This is a genomic window from Streptomyces sp. P9(2023), assembly GCF_032436795.1.
Taxonomy (GTDB): Bacteria; Actinomycetota; Actinomycetes; order Streptomycetales; family Streptomycetaceae; genus Streptomyces.
This window is the reverse complement of record NZ_JAUPWM010000526.1, coordinates 1-267: the sequence shown is the minus strand read 5'-3', so window position 1 is coordinate 267 and position 267 is coordinate 1. Positions and strand designations below refer to the sequence as shown.

Sequence of the window (267 nt, the reverse complement as noted above, 5' to 3'; positions counted from 1 at the left end):
GTTTAGTCCCCAGTCATTCAGTAGTTCAATGAATTCATCAGAGATTCGAATGTCACGTTCTCTAATGTCATCAAGTCCCCATGTGTTATTGACTTTAGCAAGCTCAAGTAAGACACCAATTTCTGACTTACTGTAATTTTCTTTTTTCTTAGCAAAGTATCCGTTACTAGCGATAATATTTAGTTTCTTTTCGAATGGAATCTTGTTTCCAATGTGTTCAACCAATTCTTTAACTTCAGCATCAGAGCTATTTGAGAAATAACTTGA

Annotated in this window: 1 protein-coding gene; it reads right to left on the bottom strand. The window is 34.5% G+C overall.

What is annotated here, in order from left to right; all coding sequences use genetic code 11:
- Positions 1-267 (bottom strand): DUF1524 domain-containing protein (locus tag Q5762_RS38595; RefSeq protein WP_315896983.1); only part of this gene is annotated, 267 nt, incomplete at both ends.